We start from the raw sequence: 21,907 nt of genomic DNA, 5'->3' as shown, positions 1-21,907 counted from the left end.
TGCGTTAACTCAGAGGTCGTCAACGTAACCGAGACTGCGCAGGGCGCGCTCGTCATCGGCCCAGCCGGATTTCACTTTCACCCACAGCTCGAGGTGCACCGGCGCTTCAAACATCTCCTGCATGTCCTTACGCGCTTCGATACCGATGGTTTTAATTTTGGCGCCTTTGTTGCCAATCACCATCTTTTTCTGCCCTTCGCGCTCGACGAGGATCAGGCCGTTGATATCGTAACCGCCGCGCTCGTTGCTGACGAAACGTTCGATTTCCACGGTGACGGAGTACGGCAGCTCAGCGCCGAGGAAACGCATCAGTTTTTCACGGATGATTTCGGAGGCCATAAAGCGTTGTGAGCGATCGGTAATATAATCTTCCGGGAAGTGATGGATCGCTTCCGGCAGATGCTTACGCACGATCGCCGCGATGGTATCAACGTTGGTGCCGGTTTCCGCTGAGATCGGTACGATATCGAGGAAATTCATCTGGCTGGCGAGGAACTGCAGGTGCGGTAACAGATCCGCTTTTTCCTGCACGTTATCCACCTTGTTGACCGCGAGGATCACCGGCGCTTTCGCGTCGCGCAGCTTGTTGAGCACCATCTCGTCGTCCTGCGTCCAGCGAGTGCCTTCCACCACGAAGATGACCAGTTCCACGTCGCCAATCGAACTGCTGGCCGCTTTGTTCATTAAGCGGTTAATGGCACGCTTCTCTTCCATATGCAGGCCCGGAGTATCAACGTAAATCGCCTGATACGGCCCTTCGGTATGGATACCGACGATGCGGTGACGGGTGGTCTGCGCTTTACGGGAGGTGATCGAGATCTTCTGCCCAAGCAGCTTATTCAACAGCGTGGATTTGCCAACGTTTGGACGACCCACGATGGCGACAAACCCACAATAACTTTTTTCTTCGCTCATTCCAGCTCCAGCTTTTTCAGCGCCTGTTCGGCGGCAGCCTGCTCCGCCTTACGACGGCTGGAACCTGTGCCAACCACCGGTTCACTCAGGCCACTGACCTGGCAGTGGATAGTAAATTCCTGATCGTGCGCTTCGCCGCGAACCTGGACCACCAGGTAAGACGGCAGCGGCAGATGACGTCCCTGCAGATACTCCTGCAGACGCGTCTTCGGATCCTTTTGCTTATCGCCCGGACTGATTTCGTCCAGACGGGTCTGGTACCAGGAGAGGATTAAGCGTTCAACGTTCTGAATATCGCTGTCGAGGAAAACCCCGCCAATTAACGCTTCAACGGTATCCGCGAGAATCGATTCGCGACGGAAACCGCCGCTTTTCAGCTCTCCCGGCCCGAGGCGCAGACACTCGCCCAGCTCAAACTCGCGGGCGATCTCCGCCAGCGTGTTGCCGCGCACCAGCGTCGCGCGCATACGGCTCATATCGCCTTCATCTACACGAGGAAAGCGATGATACAGCGCATTCGCGATCACGAAACTTAAAATGGAGTCACCTAAAAATTCCAGGCGCTCATTATGTTTGCTGCTGGCACTGCGGTGAGTTAATGCCTGTTGCAACAGCTCCTGATGATGAAAAGTGTAGCCCAGCTTTCGTTGAAGCCGATTAATTACGATGGGGTTCATGCGTTACCAATAAATGAATGCGTCAAAGATGCAGCACACGAAACCGACCTGAGCATTCGCTTCAAACAGTAATTTGAAACAGACCAATACGCTTTCGTGTGCAGTGTCACCCGGCAGAGCGACAACCAAAAACTTCGGGGGGATATTCTATACGCAACGACACGGGATGTCGTTAGTTTGAATGGATTTAAATACTAAATAATTCACGCCGCTGCGATAACAGCAGCGACGTGAATTCAGCAGAGGAAATTAATGAATTCCACCAATGCGCGATAACCGCACGCCGGTCGGCCATTCACCTTCCTGCTTTTCAAAACTCATCCAGATAGCGGTTGCTTTTCCGACCAGGTTGGCTTCCGGCACAAAGCCCCAGTACCGGCTGTCGGCGCTGTTATCCCGGTTGTCGCCCATCATGAAGTACTGACCGGGCGGCACAATCCAGGTGGCCAGCGGCAGACCGGACTGATGGTAGTACATCCCAACCTGATCCTGGGCAATCGGCACCATCAGAATTCGGTGCGTCACGTCGCCCAATGTCTCCTGACGCTCGGTAAGACGAATGCCGTCGGCTTTGGTTTCGCCCTTCGGCAACTGCCAGAAACCGCTGCTCGCTTCGCCGCCGTTGCTGCGGGAGAAGGTCTGAACAAAATCGCTCGGCTCCACGTTGGAATAGGTCACCGGCAGCGCGTTGCCGCAGGCCTGTCCGGAACTGCAGCCCGGCTGAATAGTGACCTGTTTGGCAACCGGATCGTAGGTGACCTTATCACCCGGTAACCCCACCGCGCGCTTAATGTAGTCCAGACGCGGGTCTTCCGGATATTTAAACACCACGATGTCGCCGCGCTTCGGATGGCCGGTCTCGATCAGCGTTTTCTGGTAGATAGGATCTTTAATGCCGTAGGCAAATTTCTCCACCAGAATAAAATCGCCGATGAGCAGCGTTGGCATCATCGAACCTGAAGGGATCTGGAAAGGCTCATAAATAAATGAACGTACCACCAGAACGATCGCCAGCACCGGGAAAACCGATGCGCCGGTTTCCAGCCAGCCCGGTTTCGGGCCGACTTTCTTCAGCGTCTTCTTGTCCAGTTGCTCGCCGGTCGCTGCCTGAGCAGCGGCCTGACGTTCACGACGTTTCGGTGCAAAAATGAACTTGTCCAGGCACCATAAAACGCCCGTCACCAGGGTTGCAATCACCAGGATCAGGGCAAACATGTTCGCCATGCCAACTCCTTAGGGTTATTTGCCGTCTTTACCAACGTGCAGAATGGCGAGGAACGCTTCCTGCGGCAGCTCAACGTTACCGACCTGCTTCATACGCTTCTTACCTTCTTTCTGCTTCTGCAGCAGCTTTTTCTTACGGCTGACGTCGCCGCCGTAGCATTTCGCCAGGACGTTTTTACGCAGCTGTTTCACCGTAGAGCGCGCGATAATGTGGTTACCGATGGCCGCCTGAATCGCGATATCGAACTGCTGACGCGGAATCAGATCTTTCATTTTTTCCACCAGCTCGCGGCCGCGATACGGCGCGTTATCGTTGTGGGTGATCAGCGCCAGCGCATCGACGCGCTCACCGTTGATCAGCACATCGACGCGTACCATGTTCGACGCCTGGAAGCGTTTGAAGTTGTAGTCCAGCGACGCATAGCCGCGGGAGGTGGACTTCAGGCGGTCGAAGAAGTCGAGAACCACTTCCGCCATCGGAATTTCATAGGTCAGCGCCACCTGTTTACCGTGGTAAACCATGTTGGTCTGCACCCCACGCTTCTCGACACACAAGGTAATCACGTTGCCGAGGAACTCCTGCGGCAGCAGCATGTGACACTCGGCGATCGGCTCGCGCAGCTCCTGAATATTATTCAGCGGCGGCAGCTTGGACGGGCTGTCGACGTAGATAACTTCTTTGGAGGTGGTCTCTACTTCGTAGACTACCGTTGGCGCGGTGGTGATCAGGTCGAGATCGTATTCACGCTCCAGACGCTCCTGAATGATCTCCATGTGCAGCAGGCCGAGGAAGCCGCAGCGGAAGCCGAAGCCCAGCGCGGTAGAGCTTTCCGGCTCGTAGAACAGAGAGGCATCGTTAAGGCTCAGTTTGCCCAGCGCGTCGCGGAAAGCTTCATAATCATCGGAGCTCACCGGGAACAGGCCGGCATACACCTGCGGTTTCACCTTCTTAAAGCCAGGCAGCGCTTTGTCTGCCGGGTTGCGGGCGGCGGTCAGGGTATCGCCCACCGGCGCGCCGAGGATGTCTTTGATCGCGCAGACCAGCCAGCCTACCTCGCCGCATTTCAGCTCGGTACGGTCAACCTGTTTCGGGGTGAAGATGCCCAGACGATCAGCGTTATACACCTGGCCGGTGCTCATGACCTTGATCTTGTCGCCCTTACGCATGGTGCCGTTTTTAATCCGCACCAGCGACACCACGCCGAGGTAGTTATCGAACCAGGAGTCGATAATCAGCGCCTGCAGCGGCGCGTCCGGATCGCCTTCCGGCGGCGGGATATCGCGCACCAGACGCTCCAGCACGTCGGTCACGCCGACGCCGGTTTTCGCTGAGCAGCGCACCGCGTCGTGGGCGTCGATCCCGACGATATCTTCAATCTCGTCCGCTACGCGCTCAGGGTCGGCCGCAGGCAGGTCGATCTTGTTGAGTACCGGAACCACTTCGAGATCCATCTCCATGGCGGTGTAGCAGTTGGCCAGGGTCTGGGCTTCTACCCCCTGCCCGGCGTCTACCACCAGCAGCGCGCCTTCGCACGCGGCAAGAGAACGGGAAACTTCATAAGAGAAGTCCACGTGGCCCGGGGTGTCGATAAAGTTCAGCTGGTAGGTCTCACCGTCGCTGGCCTTATAGTCCAGGGTGACGCTCTGCGCCTTGATGGTGATCCCGCGTTCGCGCTCAAGATCCATGGAGTCCAGAACCTGGGCTTCCATTTCACGATCAGAAAGGCCACCGCAAATCTGGATGATACGGTCAGACAGCGTCGACTTACCGTGGTCGATGTGAGCGATGATCGAAAAGTTACGTATATTCTTCATATTTAGAGTTAATTATGCCTTACGAGTATCATGAGGCCGCTGTACTGTGCCTGACGTTTTTTAATCCGAAAACGCCGCATTCTACACTACATCCGCGAAACCAGGAAATGCTGTTAGATCCAGCATACCCGCAGAAATTGTGGCGTTGTAACAGGAAAGGTAAATAAAGATAAGGGCCAGTGAAATCACTGGCCCATGTCGGAGGAAGGCGTATCAACACGCAGCAGATCCGGCGGCAGTGCGACGTTCAAAATCACCGGCTGCCAGGACTGACGTGCCGCCAGTCGCGGCGACAGACCGCGCGCCACCAGGAAGCCGCCGACGCCGCCCAGCAGCGCGCCGCAAAGTGACGCAATATCGCTGGCAAACAGCACCTGAAAAATAGACGCCATTACAAACAGCCCCGCCAGCGGCGCCATATACACCAGCATCGCTGAGCCCAGCAGGCTGCTTTCAGCGATCCCCAGCTCCACTTTTTGCCCCGCGGCCAACGGCTGCTCGCAGGGCACGCTAATGGTATGGCTGGTCTGCGGCCCCAGCTTGTTTAGCACCCGGCTACCACAGCCGGCACGGGAGGCGCAGCTGCTGCAGGAGGCTTTAACGTCGCAGTGCACCTGCGCCACGCCGTTATGCCAGGAAACCACGGTAGCCCACTCTTTAATCATTGTACTGCCTTGAATTTAATACTGTCAGAGATACGCTTCGCCGTCTGCGGCGGCAGCTCGCCCACTACGGTTATCTCCGCGTTATCGCGCACCGTCGTGCTGACGGTGCGTCGGCCGGTGCGCAACAGCTGGTCGCTGCTGGCCGCCGTGGCGCGGTTGATATTGATCGAGAAGCTGAACAAGCCGTCGGAATAGAGACGTGATTCTACCGGACCGTCAAAGGTGGGAAGACGGCGCTGGCTGCTGGAAACCTCAGTCACGCCCTGCGGGAGCCACGTCGGCGCCCAGTTGAAGTTGGCTTTGTCGCCTCCTTCAGGCACCGACAGCTGCGGCGGCAAATTCGCTTTTGCCAGCGTCTCCATGCTGGCGCTGACGTTATCGCCAACGTTGAAGGAGACAACCCGGAACTGCTCCAGTGTTTCCCCGTCGCGGTCGAGCAAATCGACGCGCAGCGGCAGCTTAGTTTCAGCATCCAGCCAGGCGATAAAGCTGTAGCGCGTGCCGTCGCGAGCCACGACGCGGATCACGTCGCAGAGGCGGTCAGCGATACGGGTACGGCCCACGGAAATAAAATCATACGCCGCGGAGAGGCGTTTGAAATCGCTATAGACCAGCGATGGCAGCGAATCGACGATATAGTCGCCGTTCAGGGTGAACGGATCGAGACCGGGTTCAAAATAGCTGATTTCCGTGCCGCGCAGGACCACTTCCCGGCGCGGACCGTCCAGCTGCAGCAACTGCGCCAGCGGTTGGTTGTTCAGTCGCGCGTGACGATAGCGCAGCGACTCAACGCCTTGTTTGCTGATGCTAACAAAAGACAGCTCATAATTGAGAGACTGGCTGGCCAGGTTCATCTGCTGCAACAACGCCCCGGACGATGTATCAGCCGAGGCGTTGACAGAGAACAACAGGCTGCCTGCCATGAGCGACATGGCACACCAAAGTTGCTTCATTACTGCGATTGCGTTCCTAAAGTTTGATAGCCCGGTACCTGGACTGCGGCCTGCTGAGTCTGGGCCTGGCCAAACTGAAGCTGCTCAGCGTGCAGGCGGCGCTGCAGTTCGTAGTCCTGCAGCATGGCGTTAATTCGGCGGCGCTGTTCCTGGACCTGCGCCTGCTGGCCGCTTCCCGCTGACGCGTCAGCCGGCACGCCAAGACTTACCGGGCTTGCTTTACCCATCATGGGCAGCGTATTGAACACCGGCGCTTCTGGCTGCTGAGCGGAATCAGACTGACCATTATAGTGCTGGACGCCGACGATAACCGCAAGCGATACGCAGGCGGCAACGCCCATTTGAGTCAGGGAACTGGCCCACGGACGCACCTTGTTCCAGAACGGCATCTGCCGCCACTGATGCGGTGCGGGCTGAGATTCAGGAATAAGCGGCGCCGTCTGACGAACGGGCTCATTTTCAATGGCGGCCATCACCCGGGCGGAGATATCAAATTGCAGCACCTCAGCGGTATCGCCACGCAGCGTATCGCGGATAAGGTGATAACTCTCCCAGGTTTTTTGCATCTCAGAAGAACGACTCAGCTCGTTGAGCAGTTCGTTATCCAGCGTTTCACCATCCATTAAAGCCGAAAGTTTTTCTTTCTGCATGCCTGATACCCTTTTCCAGTATTCCGCTATCGTCAACGCCTGATAAGCGGTTGAACTTTATTATCAATAGCTTCTCGCGCCCGGAAGATACGCGAACGCACCGTCCCAACCGGACAATCCATGATAGCGGCTATCTCTTCATAGCTCAGGCCATCCAGCTCCCGTAACGTAATTGCCATGCGTAAATCTTCCGGGAGCGATTCAATGGTACGAAAAACTATTTGTCTCAGTTCTTCTGACAACATTAAGTTCTCAGGGTTCGAAATTTCTTTCAACGCCCCGCCGCTTTCGAAGTTTTCCGCCTCGTTGGCGTCAACATCGCTGGACGGCGGACGGCGCCCCTGAGCAACCAGATAATTCTTCGCCGTGTTGACAGCGATACGGTATAACCAGGTGTAAAAAGCGCTATCTCCCCGGAAAGAGTCCAGCGCACGCCATGCCTTAACGAACGATTCCTGAACAACGTCAGCGATATCGCCCGGCGGTACATAGCGGGAAACCAGGCTCGCGACCTTATGCTGATAGCGCACTACCAGCAAATTAAACGCTTTCTGATCTCCTTTCTGGACCCGTTCAACAAGGACCTGATCCGTTAACTGCTCGCTCATCCGAGGTAATGTCTCCCCAAACCCAATTCCCATGCGTCTTCAAAACACCACCCAAAATCTGCATTATGAGCAAGCTGACTGTTGGAGTGCATGAAAACAATAAAGTTCCGTTACGCTTTTTGTTTTTTGTCTGGCAACGGCGGCAGATCGTTATCAATCATTATATGCCCAGGTTGCTAAACGATAGGTAAGTCAATAAGAAAAAGCGCAGGCCCGTCTGAAGGGTATCGTAACACGCCGTTTATTTCACTATAAAATCCAATGCCATCAACCTTCCCCGCGTCTCATTTTCAGCGCGCAAGACGCCGTTTCCGTTCGCCTTTTGTTTAGCCGTCACAACAGCAGACAAAAAAATTGTACGATTCCTCACGGACCGGTGCTATTGTGAGCTAAATGTGTTTAGTAAATTAAACAAAGACAATGAATACCACTCCTGACTTCTCTTGTGATGTGTTGATTATCGGCAGCGGCGCTGCCGGTCTTTCCCTTGCCCTGCGCCTGGCTGAGCACAGTTCGGTGACCGTGCTGAGTAAAGGGCCGATCAGCGAAGGTTCGACGTTCTACGCCCAGGGTGGGATTGCCGCCGTCTTCGATGAGACGGACAGTATTGAATCCCATGTCGAAGATACCCTCATCGCCGGCGCGGGGCTCTGCGATCGTCATGCGGTCACCTTCGTCGCCAGCAACGCCCGATCATGCGTCCAGTGGCTTATCGATCAGGGAGTGCTGTTTGACACCCAGGTCCAGGCCAATGGCGAAGAGAGCTATCATCTCACGCGCGAAGGGGGGCACAGCCATCGGCGCATTCTTCACGCCGCCGACGCCACCGGCAAAGCGGTAGAGACGACGCTGGTCGATAAAGCGCTTGCCCATCCTAATATCCGCATCCTTGAGCGCAGCAATGCCGTCGATTTAATCGTATCGGATAAGATTGGCCTGCCGGGCACCCGCCGGGTGGTCGGGGCATGGATCTGGAATCGTAATAAAGAGCGGGTGGAAACCTGCAGCGCGAAAGCCGTAGTACTCGCTACCGGCGGGGCCGCGAAGGTTTATCAATATACCACTAACCCCGACGTCTCTTCCGGAGACGGGATTGCAATGGCCTGGCGGGCGGGATGTCGGGTGGCGAATCTGGAGTTTAACCAGTTCCACCCCACCGCGCTATATCACCCCCAGGCGCGTAATTTCCTGCTTACTGAAGCGCTGCGCGGCGAAGGCGCCCACCTTAAACGCCCGGATGGCACCCGCTTTATGCCGGACTTTGACGAGCGCGGCGAGCTGGCCCCGCGCGATATCGTCGCCCGCGCCATCGACCATGAAATGAAGCGCCTGGGCGTGGACTGCATGTTCCTTGATATCAGCCATAAACCCGAGGCGTTTGTTCGCCAGCATTTCCCGATGATTTATGAAAAGCTGCTCGGCCTGGGAATTGATTTAACCAAAGATCCGGTGCCGGTCGTCCCCGCCGCGCATTACACCTGCGGCGGCGTGATGGTGGATGATAATGGCCGCACCGACGTCGATGGTTTATACGCCATCGGCGAAGTCAGCTACACCGGGCTGCACGGCGCGAATCGTATGGCGTCGAACTCGTTGCTGGAGTGCCTGGTCTATGGCTGGTCCGCCGCGGAGGATATTACCCGGCGCCTGCCGCTCGCCCAGAAGGTCGCCACGCTGCCAGCTTGGGATGAAAGTCAGGTGGAGATCCCGGATGAACTGGTGGTTATCCAGCACAACTGGCACGAACTGCGCCTGCTGATGTGGGATTACGTGGGGATTGTGCGCACCACCCGCAGGCTGGAGCGCGCCCTGCGGCGCATTACCATGCTCCAACAGGAGCTGGATGAGTATTACGCCCGCTTCCGCGTCTCGAATAATTTGCTGGAACTGCGCAATCTGGTGCAGGTGGCGGAGCTTATCGTACGCTGCGCGATGTTGCGTAAGGAGAGCCGCGGTCTGCATTATACCCTCGACTATCCGCAGCCGCTGCCTGACAGCGGCCCGTCGATACTCTCGCCCCTGGCTCACATAAAGAGATAAAAGTCCTCGGTCAGAGCGGTAAAGCCTTCCGAATATTGCTGCTCTGGCCCGCGGATCGCCAGCCTGTCGCTGAAACACTCCCCTGCCGTCGGGGAGAAAGCCAGCAGCACCCGATGCGGCGGTCGCAGCTCGGTCTCCGCCACGTCAGTACGCAGTCGCAGATGCCAGCCCATCGCCCTTGCCCGTTCGATGAACGCATTACCAATATCCACCGGCAACACCACGCAAAAAAAACCTTCTTCGGTAATATGCTCTGCGGCACAGGTCAGCAGGGAGGCGTGATCGAGCGTCGTGGTGTACCGCGCCTGCTCTCGCTGCGAGGTCGCGCATGGCACGCCTTCGGCAAAAAAGGGCGGATTACTGATTATCAGTTCATAGCGTCGAGTTTGCGACGGCTGCCACTGATGAATATCGGCCTGCCAGACCTCAATCCGCGAAGCCCACGGCGACGCGAGGGCGTTTTCCCGCGCCTGAGCGGCGGCCTCTTCGTCCAGTTCTACCGCCTCGACATGCACATCATCTCCGGTACGCTGCGCGAGCATCAGCGCCAGCAGGCCGCTGCCCGCGCCAATATCCAGCACATGCTTCACTCCGGCAATCGGCGCCCAGGCGCCCAGCAAAATGCCGTCGGTACCCACCTTCATGGCGCAGCGATCGTGAGCGACAAAGAACCGTTTGAAGGTAAAACCATTGCGCGGCAGCGCAAACTTCGACTGAGACATCCTCAATAACCTTGCCGACAAAAACTCCTGAACCTAAGGCTATGCACAATACCGGAGAACAGATAGCCTTACAAACAGATGAACATTACGTCAGTAACGTCTATAATCGGCGGCCCACTCAGAGGTAGAACATGACTGTAACGACTTTTTCCGAACTTGAACTCGACGAAAACCTGCTGGAGGCCCTCCAGGATAAAGGTTTCACTCGCCCGACAGCCATTCAGGCCGCCGCTATTCCGCCTGCGCTCGATGGCCGTGACATTCTCGGTTCAGCGCCGACCGGCACCGGTAAAACGGCGGCGTATCTGCTGCCAGCGTTGCAGCACCTGCTCGATTTCCCGCGTAAGAAATCCGGCCCGCCGCGCATTCTTATCCTGACGCCGACCCGTGAGCTGGCGATGCAGGTAGCCGACCACGCCCGCGAGCTGGCGAAGCATACCCATCTGGACATCGCTACCATCACCGGCGGCGTGGCGTACATGAACCACGCGGAAGTGTTCAGCGAAAACCAGGACATCGTAGTCGCCACCACCGGTCGCCTGCTGCAATATATTAAAGAAGAGAATTTCGACTGCCGCGCCGTCGAGACCCTAATCCTCGATGAAGCCGACCGCATGCTGGATATGGGTTTTGCCCAGGATATCGAAACCATCGCCGGTGAAACTCGCTGGCGCAAGCAGACTATGCTGTTCTCAGCGACGCTGGAAGGCGATGCGATCAAAGACTTTGCTGAGCGTCTGCTGGAGGAGCCGGTTGAAGTTTCCGCCAATCCGTCAACCCGCGAGCGTAAGAAAATCCATCAGTGGTACTACCGCGCCGACGATATCGAACATAAAACCAAACTGCTGGTGAATCTGTTGCAACAGCCGGAAGCCACCCGCGCTATCGTGTTTGTGCGTAAGCGTGAGCGCGTGCATGAGCTGGCTAACTGGCTGCGTGAGGCCGGGATTAACACCTGCTGGCTGGAAGGCGAGATGGTGCAGGCCAAGCGAAACGAAGCTATCAAGCGCCTGACCGACGGCCGCGTCAACGTGCTGATCGCCACCGACGTCGCTGCCCGCGGTATCGATATTCCGGACGTCAGCCACGTCTTTAACTTCGATATGCCGCGTACCGCGGATACCTACCTGCACCGTATCGGTCGTACCGGCCGCGCCGGTAAAAAAGGGACCGCCATTTCTCTGGTCGAGGCTCATGACCACCTGCTGCTGGGTAAGATTGGTCGCTATATTGAAGAGCCGTTGAAAGCCAGAGTTATCGATGAACTGCGCCCGACGACCCGTGCGCCGAGCGAGAAGCTGACGGGTAAGCCATCGAAGAAAGTGCTGGCGAAGCGTGCGCAGAAGAAAAAAGATGAAAAAGAGAAACCGCGGGTGAAGAAGCGCCACCGCGATACGAAAAATATCGGTAAGCGCCGGAAGCCAAGCGCGGCCGGGACGCCATCAGCGTCCAGCGATGAGTAAAAAAAACGCCGGGATATCCCGGCGTTTTCACATCTGGCGTTAGCCTTACAGGCTTTCGGTAAAGGTACGGGCGATAACGTCGCGCTGCTGTTCCGGCGTCAGAGAGTTGAAGCGTACCGCGTAGCCGGAAACACGAATGGTCAGCTGCGGATATTTTTCCGGATGCTCAACCGCGTCCAGCAGGGTTTCGCGACGCAGCACGTTAACGTTCAGGTGCTGACCGCCTTCGACGCGCACTTCCGGTTTCACGTCCACCGGGATTTCACGGTATTCGATTTCACCCAGTTTGCTTACCGCAACCACATCATCTTCCGCAAAACCACCTTTGGCGCACAGGCAGCGCGCTTCGCCTTTTTCGCTATCCAGCAGCCAGAAAGAGTTGAGCAGGTCGTCGTTTGCCGCTTTAGTAATTTGGATACCAGTAATCATTTGATGCCTCCCAGGCAGTGTTTATTCGATTTTGGCCTCTTCGCGGCCAATTGGTAAAACCATTGTTGTATGAGTGTATATATATCAGCCGCACCCTCGGCATTCCTTGATATAAATCAATAAAAACCACTCACCCAACGTGGGTATAGGAGGTTTTTATTGTTTTACATCAAGTTACGCCATTGTGAGCTATAAATAATTTTGTAAATTTTCAATTTTTTTTGCATAAAAGCCGGCATCAGGCCGTGCCGATTTTGTTCTATAGAAAGAAGCCGTTAAGCTATAGCGATGACCCTTTTGCAGGAGAGCAAGATGACCACCCCTTTAACCTGGCATGACGTGCTGGCGGATGAAAAGCAACAACCCTATTTTCTCAATACTCTGAAGACCGTCGCCGAAGAGCGCCAGTCGGGGATCACCATCTATCCACCGCAAAAAGACGTCTTCAATGCGTTTCGCTTTACTGAACTGGGCGATGTCAAAGTCGTCATTCTCGGCCAGGACCCCTATCACGGCCCGGGTCAGGCCCATGGTCTGGCGTTCTCAGTTCGTCCGGGCGTCGCGATCCCGCCTTCGTTGCTGAATATGTATAAAGAGCTGGAGGCCACGGTCCCCGGCTTTACCCGCCCCACCCACGGTTATCTCGAAAGCTGGGCACGACAGGGCGTGCTGCTGCTGAATACGGTCCTGACCGTCCGCGCCGGACAGGCGCACTCGCATGCCAGTCTGGGCTGGGAGACCTTTACCGATAAGGTTATCGCTTTAATCAATGAGCATTGCGAGGGAGTAGTTTTTCTGCTGTGGGGCTCTCATGCGCAGAAGAAAGGCGCGATTATCGATCGTCAGCGCCACTGCGTGCTGAAGGCGCCGCATCCATCACCGCTCTCTGCGCATCGCGGCTTCTTTGGCTGCAATCATTTCGTGCAGACCAACCAGTGGCTGGTTGACCGCGGCGAAACGCCGATCGACTGGATGCCGGTCCTTCCCGCTGAAAGCGAGTGATTGACAGCCATAAAAAAAAGCCAGCATCAGCTGGCTTTTTTGCATTCAGGCAGGCGAATCACGCCTTGTTCTGACGCCACCATTCCGCCAGCAGGACGCCGGTCGCCACAGAGACGTTCAGGCTTTCGACATTACCGGTACCGTCGATGGCAACGCTGAGATCGGCGCTGGAAATCGCCGCATCGGACAGACCATCACGTTCCTGGCCTAACGCCAGCACCATTTTCTTCGGCAGCTCGGCTTTAAACAGCGGGGTACCATTATGGCTGGACGTTGAGACAATCGCGTAGCCCGCTTTGCGGAACTGATCGAGGGTATCGATAAAGCTGTCGCCAGTGATCGGTTCAACATGCTCCGCACCGCCCTCCGCCGTACGGATCGCCGCCCCAGACTCCAGCACGCCAGCATCCTGAACCACCACGCCCTTCACGCCAAAGTGCGCGCAGCTGCGCATGATCGCCCCGAGATTATGTGGGTTACCCACATCTTCCAGCGCCAGAACGCAATCTTCTTCCCCGGCCTTCGCGACCCATTGAGCAACAGAAGTGCCGTGGCGTTTTTTGATCAGGAAGCAGACGCCGCCGTGGTGCTCGGTGCCGGAGGCTTTCGCCAGCTCGGCTTCGTCCACCACGTGATAGGCCTTACGGTTGGCCGCCATCCAGCGCAGCGCCTCTTTAAAGCGCGGCGTCACGCTCTGAATAAACCAGGCGCGAACGATAGCTTCCGGACGGCTCTGGAACAGCGCCTGGCAGGCGTTTTCGCCATATACGCGGGTCTCTTCCGCACGCTGACGACGCAGCACTTCCGGATCGATAAAGCTCTTCCCGCTGATCCCGCCGTGATCTTCTTTTACCGGCGTCTCATCGCCAGGAGCGCGGGAAACGGTACGCCACGGAGACGCATCGTCGCGATGAAAATCATCGCGTTTGCGATCGTCACGCTTACGGTCGTCACGTTTGCGATCGTCGCCGCGGCTGTTTCGTTCGTCACGCGCAGGGCGGCTGCGGCCGTCAACACGAGATTTTCCTGGACGACCTCCCCCTTTCCCGGTACGTGGGTTATGGGTGCGTTTGTCAGAATCATCATCACTGCGGACATACATCACTTTGACCTTGCCGCTTTTATTTTTCAGTTCGTCGCTCATCAATTTTCTCCACCTGCGCTGCGCGAAGCGCGCAGATTACCCGATGTGCCATCGCTTCGCCATGATTTCGTTTAAAAGCCGGCCTCTATTGCACTCATCGAACAAAACGCATTGTCCTCAAATAACACTTCATCGATAATATGTAACATCACAGAAACATATCGGCCACGTGCCACGTTGCAACCCATAACCAGAGGTTAGTTATGAATACCGTTTGTGCCAGTTGTCAGGCTCTGAACCGCCTCCCGGACGATCGTAGCGCGGATGGCGCAAAGTGCGGACGCTGCGGTCACGATCTTTTTGACGGCGACGTCATCAACGCGACCGGGGCAACGCTGGATAAACTCTTGAAGGACGATCTGCCGGTCGTTGTCGATTTCTGGGCGCCATGGTGCGGACCCTGCCGTAGCTTCGCGCCGATCTTTGAAGACGTCGCGGAAGAGCGTAGCGGGAAGATGCGTTTTGTGAAAGTCAACACCGAAGCGGAACGTGAGCTTAGCGCCCGGTTTCGTATCCGCAGCATCCCGACCATTATGATGTTCAAAAATGGCGAAGTGATCGACATGCTCAATGGCGCAGTGCCAAAAGCGCCATTCGATAGCTGGCTTAACGAAGCCGGCCAACAATAACCCTTCCGGGGCACCGCTTGTGCCCCGTTTTCACCTCTGCGACAATAGCGTTTTTCACTATCGACTCCCATGACTGATAACGCTGTCCTTCGCCTGCGCGCCGAACGTCTCGCGCGAGCTACCCGCCCTTTCCTTGCGCGCGGCAATCGCATCCGCCGCTGCCAGCGCTGTCTGCTGCCGCTCAAGCAGTGCCTGTGCGCCACGTTAACCTCGGCGCAGGCCGCCAGCCGCTTCTGCCTGGTGATGTTTGATACGGAACCGATGAAGCCCAGCAACACTGGCCGGCTCATCGCCGATATTCTGCCAGATACCGAAGCGTTTCAGTGGTCGCGTACCGAACCGCCGCAGGCGCTGCTCGATCTGGTCGCCCATCCTGATTATCAGCCCATGGTCGTATTTCCGGCCTCCTATGCCGGGCCGGATCGCCAGGTCCTGAGCGCGCCGCCGTCCGGTAAACCGCCGCTGTTTATCATGCTCGACGGCACCTGGACCGAAGCGCGCAAAATGTTCCGTAAGAGTCCTTATCTCGACGCGCTGCCGATTATCTCCGTCGATCTGTCGCGCATCTCTGCCTACCATCTGCGCGAGGCGCACGCCGACGGACAATATTGTACCGCGGAAGTGGCCATCGCCCTGCTGGATCTGGCGGGCGATGCCCCGGCCGCCGCTGCGCTTGGCGAGCACTTCACCCGCTTCCGGACCCGCTATCTGGCGGGAAAAACCCAGCATAAGGGCAGTATCACAGCGGGCCAGGTGGAAAACGTTTAAAATCATTCGGTCACTGGGATGAAAGGAGACCGGTATGAGCCAACGAGGCCTGGAAGCGCTGCTGCGACCAAAGTCCATCGCCGTTATTGGCGCATCAATGAAGCCGCAGCGCGCTGGCTATCTCATGATGCGCAACCTGTTAGCCGGCGGCTTCAATGGCCCGGTGATGCCGGTCACCCCCGCCTGGAAGGCGGTTCTTGGGGTACTGGCATGGCCTACCATCGAGAGCCTGCCGTTTACCCCGGATCTGGCGGTGCTCTGTACTAACGCCAGGCGTAATCTCGAATTGCTCGAAGCCTTAGGGCAAAAAGGCTGCAAGACCTGCATCATCCTCTCTTCGCAGCCGGAACAGTACCCGGCGCTGCTCGAATGCGCCGCGCGCTATCAGATGCGTCTGCTCGGCCCCAACAGTCTCGGACTGCTGGCCCCATGGCAAGGGCTGAACGCCAGCTTTTCACCGGTGCCGATCCATCGCGGTAAACTGGCCTTTATCTCGCAGTCGGCCGCCGTCTCCAATACTATCCTTGACTGGGCGCAACAGCGCGAGATGGGTTTTTCCTACTTCATCGCCCTGGGTGATAGCCTGGATATTGATGTCGATGACCTGCTGGACTTTCTGGCCCGCGACAGCAAGACCAGCGCCATTTTGCTGTACCTCGAGCATCTCAGCGATGCGCGCCGCTTTGTCTCCGCCGCGCGCAGCGCCTCGCGAAACAAACCTATCCTGGTGATTAAAAGCGGCCGTAGTCCGGCGGCGCAGAAGCTATTGCACGCCAATTCCGGGATGGACCCGGCATGGGATGCGGCCATTCAGCGCGCTGGTCTGCTGCGGGTGCAGGATACCCATGAGCTGTTCTCTGCGGTGGAAACGCTCAGCCACATGCGCCCGCTGCGCGGTGAAAAACTGATGATCGTCAGCAACGGTGCGGCGCCGGCGGCGCTGGCGCTGGATGAGCTTTGGTTGCGAAACGGTAAGCTGGCGACTCTCAGCGAGGAGACGCGCGACGCCCTGCGTCAGGCGTTGCCGGTTGGCGTGGAGATCGCCAACCCGCTGGATCTACGCGATGACGCCAGTAGCGAACACTATCAGCGGGCGGTGAATGTTTTGCTCAACAGTCAGGATTATGACGCGCTGCTGGTGATCCACTCTCCCAGCGCCGCCGCGCCGGGCACCGAGAGTGCCCTGGCCCTGATTGACGCTCTGAAGCATCACCCGCGCGGTAAATATGTCACCGTGCTGACCAACTGGTGCGGCGAATTTTCCTCTCAGGAAGCGCGACGTTTATTCAGCGATGCCGGCCTCCCTACCTACCGTACGCCGGAGGGCACGATCACCGCTTTTATGCATATGGTGGAATACCGTCGCAACCAGAAACAACTGCGCGAGACGCCGGTGCTACCAGACTCCTTAACCGCCAATACCAGCGAGGCGCATGCTCTGCTGCAGCAAGCGATAGAAGACGGCGCCACCACGCTGGATACTCACGAGGTCAGCCCGGTGCTTCGGGCCTATGGCATCCACACGCTGCCAACCTGGATTGCCGCTGACAGCGCGGAAGCGGTGCATATCGCTGAGCAGATAGGCTATCCGGTTGCGCTGAAGCTGCGTTCTCCGGATATCCCGCACAAATCAGAAGTACAGGGGGTCATGCTCTATTTGCGTACCGCCGCCGAGGTGCAGCAGGCTGCAGATGCGATGATCGATCGCGTCAAACTGGCCTGGCCCCAGGCGCGCATCCATGGATTGCTGGTGCAAAGCATGGCCAATCGCGCTGGCGCCCAGGAGCTAAGAGTAGTGGTTGAGCACGATCCCGTCTTCGGCCCGTTGATTATGCTGGGCGAGGGCGGCGTGGAGTGGCGGGCCGAGGACCAGGCCGCCGTGGCGCTGCCGCCGCTGAATATGAACCTGGCGCGTTATCTGGTGATCCAGGCGATCAAAAATAAGAAGATCCGCGGCCGCAGCGCCTTGCGCCCGCTGGATATCGCTGGCTTAAGCCAGCTGCTGGTTCAGGTCTCGAACCTGATCGTCGACTGCCCGGAGATCCAGCGCCTGGATATTCATCCCCTGCTCGCCTCCGGCAACGAGTTTACGGCGCTGGACGTTACCCTGGGGCTTGCTCCCTTCAGCGGCGACAGTGAAAGCCGTCTCGCTATTCGTCCCTATCCGCACCAACTGGAGGAGTGGGTGGTGATGAAAAATGGCGATCGCTGTCTGTTCCGGCCGATCCTCCCGGAAGATGAGCCACAGTTGCTCGCATTTATCGCCCAGGTCACCAAAGAAGATCTCTATTATCGCTATTTTAGTGAGATCAACGAATTTACCCATGACGACTTAGCCAATATGACCCAGATCGACTACGATCGAGAAATGGCGTTCGTTGCCGTCAGGACCAGCGCAGAGAAGAGCGAGATCCTCGGCGTGACGCGGGCGATCTCCGATCCCGATAATATTGACGCCGAGTTTGCCGTTCTGGTCCGTTCAGATTTAAAAGGGTTAGGCCTGGGGCGAAGGTTGCTGGAAAAGCTGATCGCCTATACGCAAAGCCATGGCCTGCAGCGCCTTAATGGTATTACGATGCCAAATAACCGAGGCATGATAGGCCTCGCCAGAAAGCTGGGATTCACCGTCGATATTCAGCTGGAAGATGGGATTGTCAGCCTGTCGCTGCCCCTGAATCAGGGATAATCGCGCGACGCTGACCGCAATTGTTGACCACATTAGCGGGTAGTAATGGTATTATTGCCCGCTTACGTCGTCTGCATGGTACAGAAGACCCTTCAATAAACAGAGAAGAAACGCACTGTGATGTTGTCAAAATTTAAGCGTAATAAACATCAACAACACCTTGCCCAACTCCCTAAGCTTTCTCAGTCAGTTGATGATGTAGAGTTCTTTTACGCCCCTGCGGAATTCAGGGAAGCGTTACTGACCCGGATTGCCCACGCCACTCAGCGTATATGCATTATTGCGCTCTATCTGGAGCAAGATGATGGCGGAAAAGGAATTTTGCAGGCCCTTTATGACGCCAAACGCCAGCGTCCGGAACTGGATGTCCGCGTTCTGGTGGACTGGCACCGCGCTCAGCGTGGCCGTATCGGCGCCGCCGCCTCTAATACCAATGCCGACTGGTATTGTCGGATGGCCAATGAAAATCCAGGGGTAGATATCCCCGTTTACGGCGTGCCGATTAACACTCGGGAGGCGCTCGGCGTTCTCCATTTCAAAGGCTTTATTATTGATGACTGCGTCCTCTACAGCGGCGCCAGCCTGAATGATGTTTATCTGCATCAGCATGATAAGTATCGCTATGATCGCTATCAGTGCATCCGTAACGGCAAAATGGCGGACATCATGTTCGACTGGGTCGACAACAATCTGGTTCAGGGGCGCGGCGTTAACCGTCTCGACAGACCGGATCGGCCAAAAAGCCCGGAAATCAAAAACGACATTCGCCAGTACCGTCAGGAGCTCCGCGACCGCAGCTACCATTTTGTCGGCACCGCTGGTGACGAAGAACTCTCCGTCACCCCGCTGGTAGGCCTGGGTAAATCGAGCCTGCTGAATAAAACCATCTTTCACCTGATGCCCTGTGCCGAACACAAGCTGACGATCTGCACCCCCTACTTCAACCTCCCTGCCGTACTGGTAAGAAATATCATCCAGCTGCTGCGCGACGGAAAACAGGTGGAGATTATTGTCGGCGATAAAACGGCTAACGATTTCTACATTCCTGAAGATCAGCCGTTTAAAATCATCGGCGCCCTTCCCTATCTGTATGAGATCAACCTGCGGCGTTTCCTCAGCCGGCTGCAGTATTATGTCAATACCGATCAGCTGATCGTCCGCCTGTGGAAGGATGATGATAACAGCTACCACCTGAAAGGCATGTGGGTTGACGATGAGTGGATGCTGCTCACTGGCAACAACCTGAACCCGCGCGCCTGGCGGCTCGATCTGGAAAACGCCATTCTGATCCACGATCCAAAGCGGCAGTTGGGGGCCATGCGGGAGAAAGAGCTGAAGCTCATCCGCACCCACACCACGGTAGTGAAACATTATCGGGATCTGCAAAGTATCGCCGACTATCCGGTGAAAGTGCGAAAACTGATCCGCCGCCTGCGGCGGATCCGCATTGACCGGCTGATCAGCCGTATTCTCTGACTATCAGCCCCGCCTCGACGGGGCTTTTTTCTGGAAGCGCTATGCGTACGATAATAGTGATTGCTTCGCTGCTGTTAACCGGCTGCAGCCACATGGCAAATGATGCATGGTCCGGTCAGGACAAAGCCCAGCATTTTCTGGCCTCAGCGATGCTCTCTGCCGCTGGCAATGAATATGCGCAACATCAGGGTTACAGCCGGGACCGCAGCGCCGCTATCGGCCTGATGTTTTCCGTCAGCCTTGGCGCCTCAAAAGAGCTTTGGGACAGCCGCCCGGCTGGGAGCGGCTGGAGCTGGAAGGATTTTACCTGGGATGTCGCCGGCGCGACCACCGGCTACGCTGTATGGCAGTTGGCTCATCAGTAAGCGTTACAGACGCAACCCCTTCCCTTTGCGATGCAACATCAGGGAGACAAGGAAGGCAATGGCGGCCATCACCGTCACATACCAGTAGAACGCGTGCTCTATCCCTGCCGACTTAAGCGACAGCGCGACGTACTCCGCAGAGCCGCCGAACAATGCGTTCGCGACGGCATAGGACAACCCGACCCCAAGCGCGCGAACCTGAGCCGGGAACATCTCTGCTTTCAGGATGCCGCTGATCGAGGTATAGAAACTGACAATCAGTAAGGCGCAGATCACCAGGCCGAAGGCGGCATAGGGTGAGCTCACTTTTTGCAAGGCGCTGAGAATAGGCACGGTAAATAACGTCGCCAGCACGCCAAAGCACAGCATGGAGGTCCGGCGGCCAACTTTATCCGAGAAGGCGCCGAATAGCGGCTGAACCAGCATATAAACGAACAGCGCCGCGGTCATGATCACGCTGGCGGTGCTGGCCGTCATGCCCGCCGTGTTGACCAGATACTTTTGCATATAGGTGGTGAAGGTGTAGAAGGTCAGCGATCCGGCGGCGGTAAAGCCTAACACCATCGCAAAGGCCCGGCGATTGCGCCACAACCCTTTAAATGAGCCAGCCTCTTTCAGCGCCCGGGTCTCCTGCTTCGAGGTTTCGTCCAGCTGGCGACGCAGCCACAGCGCGACGATAGCCAGTACCGCCCCGAGGGCAAAAGGAATACGCCATCCCCAGGCATGGAGATCTTCATCGCTAAGCACCTGCTGGAGCGCCACAACCACTAATACAGCCAGCAGTTGACCACCAATCAGCGTAACGTACTGGAAGGAGGCATAGAAGCCTTTCTTTCCCTCCACCGCGACTTCACTCATATAGGTCGCACTGGTGCCGTATTCTCCGCCAACAGACAGCCCCTGGAACAGACGCGCCAGCAGCAGCAGCGCCGGGGCCCAGGTGCCGATCACCGCATAACCCGGCAGACAGGCAATCACCAGTGAGCCAAAGCACATCATGCAGACCGAGATAAGCATGGACGTTTTACGTCCCCGGCGGTCAGCGATCCGACCAAACAGCCATCCACCGATAGGACGCATCAGAAATCCGGCGGCAAATACGCCTGCCGTTTGCAGCAGTTGGGTGGTGGTATTTCCGGATGGAAAGAAGATGTGCGCGAAATAGAGCGAGCAGAATGAGTAAACGTAAAAATCAAACCATTCAACCAGATTCCCCGAGGAAGCGCCAACAATTGCCCAAATACGACGACGGGTATCGGCCAGTTCCGGCGCGCCCCGTTCGGTAATGCTACTTTCTGTCATTGTTATATTGCTCCAGCAAAGACTGCAATCTGTCTTGTCGGGCGTACCACGTCACGCAGACAAATTAATTAGTAAACTAAATGTTATATAATTGTTATATTTTTATATGTGATTGGATTCACATTTTTTTTCGCAAGCACGGTTTTCGCGATCATCGCCAGCGCAGGGGCAGGGAAAAAGTGGATTATGGCGAAGGGATTGCCATGACGGGGTTTTATTTTGCGTTGAAAGGAGATAATGGAGCGAACATGGCGTAATTTTCGCCGGAGGCGGTGCTGCGCACTTTGTCCGGGCTACGCTTTTGTAGCCCCGGTAAGCGCAGCGCCACCGGGGGAGATATACCCCACACAGCAAAAAACCCCGCACCTTTCGGG

At 56.7% G+C, this 21,907-nt stretch carries 21 protein-coding genes; 8 read left to right on the top strand and 13 right to left on the bottom strand.

Features of this window, described 5'->3' with window-relative positions; all coding sequences use genetic code 11:
• Positions 1–9: 9 nt before the first annotated feature.
• The 9 genes from era to rseD form a co-directional block, all read right to left on the bottom strand.
• Positions 10–915: a GTPase Era gene (gene era / locus KHQ26_RS23365; RefSeq protein ID WP_002914063.1), complete on the bottom strand. Its 906-nt coding sequence runs from the start codon at positions 913–915 to the stop codon at positions 10–12.
• Positions 912–1,592, bottom strand: a complete 681-nt coding sequence (gene rnc, locus KHQ26_RS23360; protein ID WP_002914065.1) for a ribonuclease III — start codon at positions 1,590–1,592, stop codon at positions 912–914. The genes era and rnc overlap by 4 nt, the downstream gene beginning before the upstream one ends.
• 249 nt (positions 1,593–1,841) lie before the next feature.
• Positions 1,842–2,816, bottom strand: a complete 975-nt coding sequence (gene lepB / locus KHQ26_RS23355; RefSeq protein WP_002914067.1) for a signal peptidase I — start codon at positions 2,814–2,816, stop codon at positions 1,842–1,844.
• Positions 2,817–2,831: 15 nt separating this feature from the next.
• Positions 2,832–4,631: a translation elongation factor 4 gene (gene lepA / locus KHQ26_RS23350; RefSeq protein WP_002914069.1), complete on the bottom strand. Its 1,800-nt coding sequence runs from the start codon at positions 4,629–4,631 to the stop codon at positions 2,832–2,834.
• 185 nt (positions 4,632–4,816) lie between these two features.
• Positions 4,817–5,296: a SoxR-reducing system protein RseC gene (rseC, locus tag KHQ26_RS23345; protein WP_004144354.1), complete on the bottom strand. Its 480-nt coding sequence runs from the start codon at positions 5,294–5,296 to the stop codon at positions 4,817–4,819.
• A complete protein-coding gene (gene rseB, locus KHQ26_RS23340; protein ID WP_002914070.1) occupies positions 5,293–6,249 on the bottom strand; it encodes a sigma-E factor regulatory protein RseB in 957 nt (318 codons plus the stop codon). Before rseB ends, rseC begins: the two co-directional genes overlap by 4 nt.
• Positions 6,249–6,899: an anti-sigma-E factor RseA gene (rseA, locus tag KHQ26_RS23335; RefSeq protein ID WP_002914072.1), complete on the bottom strand. Its 651-nt coding sequence runs from the start codon at positions 6,897–6,899 to the stop codon at positions 6,249–6,251. Before rseA ends, rseB begins: the two co-directional genes overlap by 1 nt.
• 32 nt (positions 6,900–6,931) lie before the next feature.
• Positions 6,932–7,507, bottom strand: a complete 576-nt coding sequence (rpoE, locus tag KHQ26_RS23330; protein WP_002914074.1) for an RNA polymerase sigma factor RpoE — start codon at positions 7,505–7,507, stop codon at positions 6,932–6,934.
• Positions 7,504–7,599, bottom strand: coding sequence for a rpoE leader peptide RseD (gene rseD, locus KHQ26_RS26350; protein WP_121980491.1), 96 nt, complete (start codon positions 7,597–7,599; stop codon positions 7,504–7,506). Before rseD ends, rpoE begins: the two co-directional genes overlap by 4 nt.
• Before the next feature lie 328 nt (positions 7,600–7,927).
• On the opposite strand from rseD, the gene nadB reads away from it, so the two are divergent.
• Positions 7,928–9,547 (top strand): L-aspartate oxidase, encoded by a 1,620-nt coding sequence (gene nadB / locus KHQ26_RS23320; RefSeq protein ID WP_004144357.1) that lies wholly within the window; start codon positions 7,928–7,930, stop codon positions 9,545–9,547.
• Here the strand turns inward: nadB and trmN are convergent.
• On the bottom strand, positions 9,532–10,269 hold the full coding sequence (gene trmN, locus KHQ26_RS23315) for a tRNA(1)(Val) (adenine(37)-N(6))-methyltransferase TrmN (RefSeq protein WP_002914079.1): 738 nt from the start codon (positions 10,267–10,269) through the stop codon (positions 9,532–9,534). The genes nadB and trmN overlap by 16 nt on opposite strands.
• A gap of 131 nt (positions 10,270–10,400) precedes the next feature.
• Between trmN and srmB the strand changes: the two genes are divergently transcribed.
• Complete coding sequence (gene srmB / locus KHQ26_RS23310) at positions 10,401–11,732, top strand: ATP-dependent RNA helicase SrmB (protein WP_002914082.1); 1,332 nt, start codon at positions 10,401–10,403, stop codon at positions 11,730–11,732.
• 45 nt (positions 11,733–11,777) lie between these two features.
• On the opposite strand, the gene grcA is transcribed toward srmB, so the two are convergent.
• Positions 11,778–12,161: an autonomous glycyl radical cofactor GrcA gene (gene grcA / locus KHQ26_RS23305; protein ID WP_002914084.1), complete on the bottom strand. Its 384-nt coding sequence runs from the start codon at positions 12,159–12,161 to the stop codon at positions 11,778–11,780.
• Between the two features lie 312 nt (positions 12,162–12,473).
• Between grcA and ung the strand changes: the two genes are divergently transcribed.
• Positions 12,474–13,163, top strand: a complete 690-nt coding sequence (gene ung, locus KHQ26_RS23300) for a uracil-DNA glycosylase (RefSeq protein ID WP_019705987.1) — start codon at positions 12,474–12,476, stop codon at positions 13,161–13,163.
• A gap of 58 nt (positions 13,164–13,221) precedes the next feature.
• Here the strand turns inward: ung and KHQ26_RS23295 are convergent, their stop codons facing one another.
• On the bottom strand, positions 13,222–14,307 hold the full coding sequence (locus KHQ26_RS23295; RefSeq protein ID WP_002914089.1) for a tRNA/rRNA methyltransferase: 1,086 nt from the start codon (positions 14,305–14,307) through the stop codon (positions 13,222–13,224).
• Positions 14,308–14,510: 203 nt separating this feature from the next.
• On the opposite strand from KHQ26_RS23295, the gene trxC reads away from it, so the two are divergent.
• The 5 genes from trxC (at position 14,511) to KHQ26_RS23270 (ending at position 20,231) form a co-directional block, all read left to right on the top strand.
• Positions 14,511–14,936, top strand: a complete 426-nt coding sequence (gene trxC / locus KHQ26_RS23290; RefSeq protein WP_002914091.1) for a thioredoxin TrxC — start codon at positions 14,511–14,513, stop codon at positions 14,934–14,936.
• Between the two features lie 69 nt (positions 14,937–15,005).
• Complete coding sequence (gene tapT, locus KHQ26_RS23285; RefSeq protein WP_002914092.1) at positions 15,006–15,704, top strand: tRNA-uridine aminocarboxypropyltransferase; 699 nt, start codon at positions 15,006–15,008, stop codon at positions 15,702–15,704.
• A 34-nt stretch (positions 15,705–15,738) separates the two neighbouring features.
• A complete protein-coding gene (locus KHQ26_RS23280; RefSeq protein WP_004149373.1) occupies positions 15,739–18,390 on the top strand; it encodes a bifunctional acetate--CoA ligase family protein/GNAT family N-acetyltransferase in 2,652 nt (883 codons plus the stop codon).
• A 120-nt stretch (positions 18,391–18,510) separates the two neighbouring features.
• Positions 18,511–19,866 (top strand): CDP-diacylglycerol--serine O-phosphatidyltransferase, encoded by a 1,356-nt coding sequence (gene pssA, locus KHQ26_RS23275; protein WP_004180947.1) that lies wholly within the window; start codon positions 18,511–18,513, stop codon positions 19,864–19,866.
• Positions 19,867–19,907: 41 nt separating this feature from the next.
• The gene (locus KHQ26_RS23270) at positions 19,908–20,231 is read left to right on the top strand and encodes a YfiM family lipoprotein (RefSeq protein WP_020803929.1); all 324 of its coding nucleotides are present in this window, start codon (positions 19,908–19,910) and stop codon (positions 20,229–20,231) included.
• 3 nt (positions 20,232–20,234) lie between these two features.
• On the opposite strand, the gene KHQ26_RS23265 is transcribed toward KHQ26_RS23270, so the two are convergent.
• Entirely contained in the window at positions 20,235–21,533 is a 1,299-nt protein-coding gene (locus KHQ26_RS23265) for an MFS transporter (protein ID WP_004144368.1), read from the bottom strand.
• Positions 21,534–21,907: the final 374 nt, after the last annotated feature.

The sequence above is a fragment of the Klebsiella sp. 10 genome, from assembly GCF_018223925.1.
GTDB classification, from domain to species: Bacteria; Pseudomonadota; Gammaproteobacteria; order Enterobacterales; family Enterobacteriaceae; genus Klebsiella; species Klebsiella pneumoniae.
This window is presented reverse-complemented; position numbering and strand designations above follow the sequence as displayed.

Coding starts and splice junctions, on each gene's coding strand:
- trmN (WP_002914079.1), bottom strand. CDS start 10,269: ATGTCTCAGTCGAAGTTTGCGCTGCCGCGCAATGGTTTTACCTTCAAA.
- nadB (WP_004144357.1), top strand. CDS start 7,928: ATGAATACCACTCCTGACTTCTCTTGTGATGTGTTGATTATCGGCAGC.
- era (WP_002914063.1), bottom strand. CDS start 915: ATGAGCGAAGAAAAAAGTTATTGTGGGTTTGTCGCCATCGTGGGTCGT.
- rseB (WP_002914070.1), bottom strand. CDS start 6,249: ATGAAGCAACTTTGGTGTGCCATGTCGCTCATGGCAGGCAGCCTGTTG.
- rpoE (WP_002914074.1), bottom strand. CDS start 7,507: ATGAGCGAGCAGTTAACGGATCAGGTCCTTGTTGAACGGGTCCAGAAA.
- tapT (WP_002914092.1), top strand. CDS start 15,006: ATGACTGATAACGCTGTCCTTCGCCTGCGCGCCGAACGTCTCGCGCGA.
- grcA (WP_002914084.1), bottom strand. CDS start 12,161: ATGATTACTGGTATCCAAATTACTAAAGCGGCAAACGACGACCTGCTC.
- rseD (WP_121980491.1), bottom strand. CDS start 7,599: ATGCACTCCAACAGTCAGCTTGCTCATAATGCAGATTTTGGGTGGTGT.
- lepA (WP_002914069.1), bottom strand. CDS start 4,631: ATGAAGAATATACGTAACTTTTCGATCATCGCTCACATCGACCACGGT.
- ung (WP_019705987.1), top strand. CDS start 12,474: ATGACCACCCCTTTAACCTGGCATGACGTGCTGGCGGATGAAAAGCAA.
- srmB (WP_002914082.1), top strand. CDS start 10,401: ATGACTGTAACGACTTTTTCCGAACTTGAACTCGACGAAAACCTGCTG.
- rnc (WP_002914065.1), bottom strand. CDS start 1,592: ATGAACCCCATCGTAATTAATCGGCTTCAACGAAAGCTGGGCTACACT.
- lepB (WP_002914067.1), bottom strand. CDS start 2,816: ATGGCGAACATGTTTGCCCTGATCCTGGTGATTGCAACCCTGGTGACG.
- KHQ26_RS23270 (WP_020803929.1), top strand. CDS start 19,908: ATGCGTACGATAATAGTGATTGCTTCGCTGCTGTTAACCGGCTGCAGC.
- pssA (WP_004180947.1), top strand. CDS start 18,511: ATGTTGTCAAAATTTAAGCGTAATAAACATCAACAACACCTTGCCCAA.
- KHQ26_RS23265 (WP_004144368.1), bottom strand. CDS start 21,533: ATGACAGAAAGTAGCATTACCGAACGGGGCGCGCCGGAACTGGCCGAT.
- KHQ26_RS23295 (WP_002914089.1), bottom strand. CDS start 14,307: ATGAGCGACGAACTGAAAAATAAAAGCGGCAAGGTCAAAGTGATGTAT.
- rseA (WP_002914072.1), bottom strand. CDS start 6,899: ATGCAGAAAGAAAAACTTTCGGCTTTAATGGATGGTGAAACGCTGGAT.
- trxC (WP_002914091.1), top strand. CDS start 14,511: ATGAATACCGTTTGTGCCAGTTGTCAGGCTCTGAACCGCCTCCCGGAC.
- rseC (WP_004144354.1), bottom strand. CDS start 5,296: ATGATTAAAGAGTGGGCTACCGTGGTTTCCTGGCATAACGGCGTGGCG.
- KHQ26_RS23280 (WP_004149373.1), top strand. CDS start 15,739: ATGAGCCAACGAGGCCTGGAAGCGCTGCTGCGACCAAAGTCCATCGCC.